We start from the raw sequence: 9,233 nt of genomic DNA, 5'->3' as shown, positions 1-9,233 counted from the left end.
CTACTATCATTTAATATGAATTGTATTATCATGAAAAGCGACTTTAGTAATTCTAAAATAATGATAATTCGAAGTTAGGTTCTCAAATAGAGTGAGGGGTGTCAGAATTTGATAGGAAGGTGCTGGACTCATTACGTGAACCGATGGAAACGGGCATGGTAACGATTTCGCGCGCAGCTCGGCAAGTTGATTACCCTGCAAACTTTCAACTGATCGCAGCATTAAATCCCAGCCCTACAGGTTGTTACACTGATAAAAGAGCGTCTCCAGATCAAGTATTGCGCTATTTGGCTAAGATTTCAGGTCCATTTTTAGACCGAATAGATCTACAGGTAGAATTACCTCGTCTAAAAACAGAAGAGCTACAATCCCAGAGCGATGGAGAGTCTAGCACGACAATAAGGGCTAGGGTGGAGCAGGCTTATAAAGCAGCTTTAGCACGTCAGGGAAAATGTAACGATCAACTGAGTGTAAAAGAGCTAAATCATATCTGCTATCTTGCTGATGCTGAACGCTTATTTCTAGCAAAGGCTGCAGAAAAACTAAAGCTATCACCACGTTCATATCATCGAATAATCAAGGTTGCACGTACCATAGCGGATCTGAGCTCGACACCTAATATTAGCTTATCACATTTAAAGGAAGCACTTAGTTATCGCGCGCTGGAGAGGTTATTAGCTCAGTTAACACAGTATTAGCTAACAGCATTTCAATAGATAGGGAGTGTATTATTGGTAAAGGTTAAGCCGACAACATATAGCCTTTACCACGAACCGTCACAATGCGTTTTTGCTCTTTTTCATCGCCGAGTTTTTTGCGTAGTCGGCCAACTAATACATCAACCGTTCTGTCACTTGGGCTCCAATCAGGTTGCCCAATGTCTTCTGAAATACGCTCTCTGGATGTTGCCCTTCCTGCATTAGAAATAAGACAAATTAATACTTTATGCTCTGCTTCGGTAAGTCGAGATTCAATACCATGTTGATTAATTAAGGTACGATTATCAGGATGTAGTTTAAAGTCAGCATATTCGATAAACTCTTCCGATTCATCGTCTTTATTACCAACTAAACGTTTGTATAAGGCACGCATACGCAGTTCAAGCTCAAGCGTATCAACAGGCTTACAGACGTAGTCATCAGCACCTTGCGCAAGGCCCGCTATTCTATCGGCCTGAGAGTCCCGGCTGGAAAGCATGATCACTCCGAGATCCGATAAGGTATTAATTTCTTTTGCGAGCTGTAGGCCATCAGTGGCGGGTAACACAACATCAACAATGGCAAGTACAAATGGGTTTTGGGTTTGAGATTGAATAAGCTCAAGTGCAGTAGCACCCGTATTGTCTACAGTGATACTAAACTCAGTATTTTCAAAGTGACTACACAGCCGCTTTGCTAAGAGTTCATCATCTTCAACTAATAAAACCTTTATGCTCATGTTTTCACTGTTAATTGTTGTTTAATTGTCGTTAATATAACACTCAGAGATCGCTGCTTGGAAGTGTATGAAACGATTTCTTACAACTCTATATCTGGCACGTTAACCTGACAGTCTAGTTCGATCAAGAGGGAACTTAATTTTATTGTTAAATTATATACAATGATATGTTTGATTGCTGCTTCACTAAACAAAAAAAGGCGACACAGAGTGCCGCCTAGCGTTGATTACTTACCGTATAGATGTTCCCACCACTGTGGCTCTTGCTTTAAATGTTTGTCGAAATAAGCCAGCATGGTGTTCCACCAATGGAAACGCTGGTCACGAGCCAAAATTTGGTGATCTGCGCCTTTGTATTCGACCAATTCAACATCTTGGCCAAGGATCTTCAAGGCGGTATACATATTATGGCTTTCACCTGGCGGCACATTGGTATCTGCGTCGCCATGAATTAACAGTAATGGTGTTGTTACTTTGTCCGCATTGAATACCGGGCTATGCTGTGAGTAAAGTGCTGGGTTGTTCCAGGGAAAACTTCCTTTTGAAGCCTCGCCAGAATACAAGTAACCCCACCAGCCTTGGCCCCAGTATGAGGTAATATTAGAAATACCAGCATGTGAGATAGAAGCTGAGAACAAATCAGTTTTTGTTGTTAGCAGCATAGTCATGAAGCCGCCATAAGAAGCACCTAAATTACCTAAACGCTTATCATCAACGAAAGGGTAGGCTTTCACAAACTCTTTGGTACCCATGATGATATCATTAGCAGTGTGTTCACCCCAAGCATTGACGTGCTCTGCTGAGAATTTCTGACCGAAACCCGTCGCACCGGTTGGTTGCAAGACATAAACCACATAGCCTTTTGCTGCCCATAAGTTAAAGGGGTAACGCCCTGTAAAGCCACGAGTCACTGGAGAAGTGCCGCCGTAGTAATAAACAAGTGCTGGGTATTTTTTAGCTTTGTCTAAATCGTGTGGTAGATACACACGGCCTTTAATCTCCACGCCTTCAGTATTAGTAAAATTAAACTCTTCGAGATTGGCAATTTCCGCATTCTGGTATGCGATATTTGTTGAGTCCCAGAGCGTGTCAGCTCGCTTATCTGAGGCAGACATGGTTTTTAACTGCTGTGGAGTTGATGCCGTAGTTCCTGTGAATAAGATCTCTGGATTACGTTCACTAGACACTGAATAATTTGCGACAACATCCAGTCCGGTATTTAAGCGTTTGAAAGTAGATTTACTTTCGTCGAAAAAGAAAAGCTGTTGACGATCTTGGTCAGTCGCTTTCAGTACCACATCGCCATTATTGAGTACGGTAAAGCTGCCTATGGCTGGATCAAAGTTTTTACTCAGTGCTTTTACATTGTTGCCTTTGCGATCTATCCAATAAAGTTGACCATCATAGTTATTCGCGAGCATACCTTCAGGTAAGTTGCGCCCCGCACCTTCAGCAAAATCAGGACCTGCAGTTACATAAATACCATTTTTAGTGTATTGAGCACCACTAAATGTACGGTATTGGCCAATGACATTTTGCTGATTGTTTGATAGATCGATTTCTACCAACTCCGTCAGCATGTGAGGTGGTTGCGCATAGTCTTGCTTATTACGCGTTGCTAAAACCGTGTTTGCTTGTGCGTCAAAGTCGGCCAAGCTGTGGCTTTGTGCGCCAACGGTCACAGGATTAAGTAGCCCACTTTTGATATCGAGTAAGAAGATTTGCGATTGAGTGCGGGCATATGACCATCTATCTTCTAATCCTTGATAATGTTTAGTCAGTTTGCCTTCTTCTTTGCCGCTGTTGGTCCACGCAAAAATAAGCGTATCATTATCAAAAAACTCGATACTATTTGCGCCATTGAGCTTAGTAGCAACTTGAGTACGTTTAAAGGTTTTTACATCAAGGGTGTAAGCTTTATTATCTTTTAAATAAGTGAGCTTGCTGCTGTCATCACGCCATGCAAAGCTATTTGCACTCATACCATCGAAACTGTAAAGCATGTCACCATCTTCATTATATAAAGCAGTTTCGGTGATTGCTGAGTTGCCTTTTTCATCATCGTAGTGGCGTACGGTAGAAATGTAATATTCGCCGTTAGGTGAAAGTGAGATAGCACTCACTGTTGGAGCATCAAACAACTGCTTTGCAGACAGCGCTTTGGTTTGTTTTTCTGTCAGCGTGATAATGTCATGCGCTGCTTCACCTTCAAAGCTAAGATCAACCTTATTCCAGTCATTTACCTGCTCGGCGATAACGAGGATTTGATGATCGCCCTTGACTACATCAAGCTGAACTTCTTTAACACCTGAGACCGGCTCTCCATTTAGAAATACTTTGGCTTTCTCGATGCCCTCAAGCTTGAGTTTGCCAGAGACAAAACGTTGAGTAGTGAAATTAAATTTCAGAGCCTGCAGTCCAGGTATCGTTAATTGAGATACTTTATTCAGTGCTTGCCATTTGCTTTCATTATTGAATAGCGTTACCTGTTTGGCGTCTTGTTGTAATGATGGTAGCAGGTTTTCAATAATTGCATCACGATGAGCTGTATCCGCTGGCTTTATTGTTGATTCGCCTGCGATGGGACCCAAAAATTGTATTTTTGATTCGTCTAATGGGCTTGCTGAAAGTTGTGCTGAGACTGCCGTAAATAGTAGAGTAACGGCTGTACGTAGTTTCATTTATGTGCGCCTATTGTAGGTAATTATACGATAAAACTATATCATAGTATTTTGAACTGGTTGTATTGCTGCGATAGACGTCCTAAATTTAATAGTCTGTGTTGAAGAGCAAAGCAACGAATGTGTTTAAGTAATGTTTTAGCGTTGAATTAAGAGGAGAATTTACTTGGTTTTTTTATTAACCTACATGTTTTTGGCAATAGCGATCTCTTTTATCTGTTCAGTGATGGAAGCGGTGCTGCTCAGTATTACGCCAAGTCATATAGGGATCTTAAAGCAAGAAAACGATGCATTAGCGTCGCGAGTTCAGCGCCTAAAAGACAATATCGATCAGCCTTTATCGGCTATCTTAACGTTAAATACAGTTGCACATACTGCCGGTGCGGCAGGTGTTGGAGCGCAAGCTGCAGTGGTATTTTCAGATGCAGCTGTCGGTATTGCGTCGGCAGTGATGACACTGCTGGTGTTGGTTCTATCAGAAATCATTCCGAAGACCTTGGGAGCGACTTATTGGCGCGGACTAACGCCGATTGTTTCAAGCGCGTTGATATGGTTAGTTCGAATTTTAAAGCCATTTGTGTGGATGTCGGATCAGTTAACAAAAGTGATAGGCCGTAAAGAAGATGAGGCTCACTATATTCGTCAAGAAATCGAAGCGATGGCGGAAATAGGCTCTGAAGCTGGTGCACTGCATCAGGACGAGACTGAAACCATTCGTAGTTTATTACGTTTTCGTCATGCCAAACTAGAAAGCATCATGACACCGAGAACGGTGTTATTTAAGGTGCATAAAGATATGACAGTGCACGAGTATTTGTCTGAACATGGCTCGGTTGCTTTTTCTCGGGTGTTGGTATTTGATAAAAATACAGACGACATCATCGGCTTTGTACATAAGAATGACATTATGCTTGCTTATCATAGGCTTGGAGAAGACTATAAAATTGGTAAGCTATCGCGACCTCTTTACACCGTACCAGAAACGCTAGCTGCGCCAGAGCTATTCAAAGCGTTACTGGCAAAGCGTCTACACATTGCGCTTGTTATTGATGAATATGGCGATGTACAAGGTATAGTGACATTAGAAGATTTGCTTGAATCATTAATGGGAATGGATATTGTTGATGAGCGAGAGCAAACTACCAATATGCAGGCAGCAGCTAAGCAAAAGTGGCGAGAGCGCGTAGATAATCATGATAATTTGATTGAAGACAGTGACGAAGCTGGAGAAACGCCTGAAGCACAAAGCGACGGAGAGGAAACACCCTCTCCAGAGGTTAAGGGTTCGAATTAATCATACGCTGCCAAGAGTGTATCCACCCTACTAGGTCTGTTAGTGGTTTAGGTTTACTGATTAAAAAGCCCTGCATTAACAGGCTATGCTTGTAGCGGTCAAGGTATTGTAGCTCTTCAATCCGCTCTATACCTTCAGCTACTATGTCTAACTGTTGATTTTGTGCGATGTCGATTAAGCTGTCGATAAGTACCTGTGAAAAGCGATCGGATTCCACATGGGTTATCAAAGAGCGGTCGATTTTGATCTCGGTAAACGGCAAAGACTTTAATTGCTGAATATTGGTAAATCCAGTACCAAAGTCGTCTAAAGAAATATCAAATCCCCGGATCCGTAACCGGTTCATTGTTTCCAGTTGAATAGACTGATTCATCGGTTGATTTTCAGTAATTTCTAAAATGATATCACTAGGCTTTAAGCGGTTTATTTCTAGAATAAGTGCCAGTTTATCTGGGCAGCTCAGATCATTTAATTGCACAGGCGATAAATTAAAGGCCATTTTAATCGGATAATTAAGCTCAGACTTGATTGCTTTGAATTCATCCGTCGCCTTTTCAAAAAGCTGGAAAGTAATGATGTTGATTAGATCTGTATCTTCGGCTACGCCAATGAAATGGTCAGGTAAAATGACCTGCTCGGTATTTTTAGACACAATACGGGCTAGCACTTCGACACTTTTTATCTTTTTGTCACCACGGTGAACCTTTGGTTGATAGTAAGGTGTAATTTCGTTGTGACTAATGGCATGCAAAAGATCGCTTTCGGTCACCTTTTCAATGCGGCTACGTTTTACAGTGGTATATGTCTCCATTTTTTTGAGCATGCGCTCGACATCAACCAATTGTACGGGCTTGGAAATATTGCCGATAAGATGTGCATTGGACTGTCTGGCAAGGTTGGTTGCTAGATCAATAATCTTCTCGTCCATTTCGGAAATAATAATAATGCCGCCAGAGAACCTTAGCTCTCCCAGTTGGCGAATAAACTCCATGCCATCCATTTCGGGCATATTGAGATCTGTAAAAATGGCGTCAAATTGATGAGGAGTCTGCCGTATTTTTTCTACAGCGTTTACCGCACTTGAGCAGGTTGTGACATGCTCAATGCCAAGCTCAGTCATAATAGCTTGCATTACAACTAGGATCGCGGGTGAATCATCTACTACCATTATCCGATGTTTTGCTAATGACATTAACAATTCCTTCGTATACCTTACCTCCTTAAAGTCTAGTACAAATAATTTAAAGTGCTCAAATCTCAAAACGCTTTAAAAGGTGATTTTTACTCAATTTGAAGCGCAATAATGACACTTTACCTGCATTTTTCTAATTCAGATTTCGGCAGCACTTTATGAAGCGGACGCTTTTAGCGATAATGCCCCAAATGACCTTTGGATCTGAATATGAATAGAGTCGAGCTTTCGCTAGCGGACAAAGCGGTATCTATCTTTTTTAACCAACAACAAGTAGTACAGCTTTTTGTCGAGCAGCAAGCGATTACCTTTGAAGAGCAACATAATGGCATTTTAGCGACCATTGATGGACAAGCACTGGCGGTAAATACAGAGCAGTTACCTCAGGGGTTACTTGGGATTGCAGTAAATGGAGCTGAACTTCAGTGGCTTGAAGTGAGCACTGAAACACCTAAAGAAAAACGCAGCTTATTTGGTTTGGCGGCATTGGGCTTAAAGTTATTTAAAAGTGCCAAAGTGGTTAAAGCTGCCTTGGCTGGCGCGTCCGTGGCAGGGTACGCATGGCTATTTTCTTGGCAGTTTGCGCTTATGCTTGTGGCTTGCTTAGTCGTTCATGAATATGGCCACGTCCGCGCTATGCGCTATTTTGGGATTAAAACAAAAGGCATCTATTTGATCCCTTTCGTTGGTGGACTGGCTGTAAGTGACGATAAGATCACGACCCGCTGGCAAGATGTAGTTATTTCGTTGATGGGACCGGCATTTGGGTTGATAACCTCAATCCTTGGAGTGGTGTTATATTACGCGACAGAGATGGAAATCTTTGCTGGTGTTGCAGTATTAAGTGCACTGTTGAACTTATTCAATTTACTACCCATTTTGCCGTTAGATGGTGGGCATGTTCTAAAAAGCATAAGCTTTTCAATGCGCTCTTGGGTGGGGTTATTGGCGTGTATGGCTGGGGTATTATTCGGCCTTTGGATAAGTTACACCTTTGGCTTAATCCTACTGGTAATATTCATTTTGATTGGTAGTTTTGAAATCCTGATCGAGTGGCGTGGCCGTAATTACAGTCACTTATTACCCCTAGACCGATATGGGCAAGTGGTCAGCGCCATTATGTATATAGTTGTTATTACAGGTCATGTTGCGGTGATGATGCATTTTGCTGATTCAGAGAATCCAATCCTAAGCTTACCAATGAAAATTTTATCAAGTTAACCTGTGTAAGAAGGTGCATTACGCACCTTCTTACAGGGGCAGCAACAATAAAGTTGCGATAATTACACCTGTTACCAGCAATTGTATTAGGCAAAACCCCATAATATCTTTGGCTTTAAGGCCTGCAATTGCAAGTACCGGGAGTGCCCAAAATGGCTGGATCAGGTTAGTCCAAGCATCACCCCAAGCAACTGCCATCGCGACTCTGGCTATGTCTGCATTAAGCGCTTCTGCTGCGGGAATAATAATTGGTGCTTGTACTGCCCATTGGCCGCCACCTGAAGGCACAAATATATTTACAAAGCCTGCACTTAAAAAGCTCCACAGCGGTAATGTCCATTGACTGCTAATAGAAACAAATCCTTGAGATATTTGTTGCGCTAGTCCTGTTTCGACCATGATAGCCATGATCCCAGCATAAAAAGGAAACTGGATCACGATACCGGCACCACCTTGAATTGCTTGCTGTAGACTATTAAGAATATTTGCAGGGGTTTTGTGTAGCAGCATGGCTAAGAACAAAAACAGGGCTATGACGATATTCAATGTCAATGTGCCTGCATTTAAAATAAAGTAAAAGCCCAAGTAGCCAAGACCGAGTGCTCCTCCTAACATACCAAGCCATGAGGCATTTTCTAATTTTGCAGCCGGAGTATCGCGGTTACTGATATCATTACTTTGTTCAATGAGCTTTTCTTTATCAACAATAACTGCGTCATCATCTTTGGGCAGCATCAGTTTATTTATAAGTGGTAAAACGATAAAAATACTGAGTACGATGAGCAGGTTAAATGGTGCAAAGATTGTCTCTGAAGTGGTAATAATACCGATGCTCTTTTCACTAAAGTGGCCCGGGGTTGCGATAGTCAGAGGGACTGAGCCTGATAGGCCTGCGTGCCAAACAACAAAACCAGAGTAAGCACTAGCCACTAACAAGCGATAATCGACTTTCACTTTTCGAGCGATGGCCTTTGCAAACAAAGCCCCGACTACTAAGCCAAATCCCCAATTTAGCCAGCTGGCGCTCATCGCAACAAAGGTGGTGAGTATAATTGCTTGAGAGGGAGTTTTAGCTAGGCCTGCGATACGGCCTAGCGCTTTTGCTATTGGAGGGGTAACGGCAAGCATGTGACCACATAACAAAACTAACAACATCTGCATCGCAAAAGTAAGTAGCTTCCAAAAACCATTACCCCATGCCTCAAGCACCATGACAGGCGTTGCCGGCGTAAACAATGTGGCGAGTACCATCACCAAAAAAGTGAGTAAAAGTACAATCACAAATGGATCGGGTAGATACTTGTCGACTAATTTTGTTAGTGGGGTGGTAAACTTGCCAAGCATAAGACATCCTGTTTTCATTATTATTTTATGTAAATCAAAGTGATTGAATTACGCATCATAATAT

6 protein-coding genes and 1 pseudogene are annotated in these 9,233 nt (G+C 42.1%); 3 read left to right on the top strand and 4 right to left on the bottom strand.

The genetic code is table 11. The features are described 5' to 3' along the window. Positions 1 to 93: 93 nt before the first annotated feature. A pseudogene (locus L1D50_RS18625) lies at positions 94 to 698 on the top strand (ATP-binding protein); the annotation flags it as partial. A 43-nt stretch (positions 699 to 741) separates the two neighbouring features. Here L1D50_RS18625 and L1D50_RS18620 read toward each other — a convergent pair. Both L1D50_RS18620 and L1D50_RS18615 read right to left on the bottom strand, forming a co-directional pair. Then, a complete protein-coding gene (locus tag L1D50_RS18620; protein ID WP_128727554.1) occupies positions 742 to 1,437 on the bottom strand; it encodes a response regulator transcription factor in 696 nt (231 codons plus the stop codon). 227 nt (positions 1,438 to 1,664) lie between these two features. Then, positions 1,665 to 4,118 carry a prolyl oligopeptidase family serine peptidase gene (locus L1D50_RS18615; protein WP_138521448.1) on the bottom strand — a complete coding sequence of 818 codons (2,454 nt, stop codon included), beginning with the start codon at positions 4,116 to 4,118 and terminating at the stop codon, positions 1,665 to 1,667. A 166-nt stretch (positions 4,119 to 4,284) separates the two neighbouring features. Between L1D50_RS18615 and L1D50_RS18610 the strand changes: the two genes are divergently transcribed. Further along, a complete protein-coding gene (locus L1D50_RS18610; protein WP_162847792.1) occupies positions 4,285 to 5,412 on the top strand; it encodes a hemolysin family protein in 1,128 nt (375 codons plus the stop codon). Here the strand turns inward: L1D50_RS18610 and L1D50_RS18605 are convergent. After that, entirely contained in the window at positions 5,396 to 6,604 is a 1,209-nt protein-coding gene (locus tag L1D50_RS18605) for an EAL domain-containing response regulator (RefSeq protein ID WP_102055961.1), read from the bottom strand. The two genes, L1D50_RS18610 and L1D50_RS18605, sit on opposite strands and share 17 nt — an antisense overlap. 210 nt (positions 6,605 to 6,814) lie before the next feature. Between L1D50_RS18605 and L1D50_RS18600 the strand changes: the two genes are divergently transcribed. After that, entirely contained in the window at positions 6,815 to 7,825 is a 1,011-nt protein-coding gene (locus L1D50_RS18600; protein ID WP_128727556.1) for a site-2 protease family protein, read from the top strand. Positions 7,826 to 7,855: 30 nt separating this feature from the next. On the opposite strand, the gene L1D50_RS18595 is transcribed toward L1D50_RS18600, so the two are convergent. Continuing rightward, complete coding sequence (locus L1D50_RS18595; RefSeq protein ID WP_239966570.1) at positions 7,856 to 9,169, bottom strand: TIGR00366 family protein; 1,314 nt, start codon at positions 9,167 to 9,169, stop codon at positions 7,856 to 7,858. Between the last annotated feature and the right edge of the window lie 64 nt (positions 9,170 to 9,233).

The sequence above is a fragment of the Pseudoalteromonas sp. Isolate6 genome (genome assembly GCF_022398435.1).
Classification (GTDB): domain Bacteria; phylum Pseudomonadota; class Gammaproteobacteria; order Enterobacterales; family Alteromonadaceae; genus Pseudoalteromonas; species Pseudoalteromonas galatheae.
Note: the sequence above shows the minus strand (reverse complement) of the source record. Positions and strands in the feature narration are given on the sequence as shown.

Coding starts and splice junctions, on each gene's coding strand:
- L1D50_RS18620 (WP_128727554.1), bottom strand. CDS start 1,437: ATGAGCATAAAGGTTTTATTAGTTGAAGATGATGAACTCTTAGCAAAG.
- L1D50_RS18615 (WP_138521448.1), bottom strand. CDS start 4,118: ATGAAACTACGTACAGCCGTTACTCTACTATTTACGGCAGTCTCAGCA.
- L1D50_RS18605 (WP_102055961.1), bottom strand. CDS start 6,604: ATGTCATTAGCAAAACATCGGATAATGGTAGTAGATGATTCACCCGCG.
- L1D50_RS18600 (WP_128727556.1), top strand. CDS start 6,815: ATGAATAGAGTCGAGCTTTCGCTAGCGGACAAAGCGGTATCTATCTTT.
- L1D50_RS18595 (WP_239966570.1), bottom strand. CDS start 9,169: ATGCTTGGCAAGTTTACCACCCCACTAACAAAATTAGTCGACAAGTAT.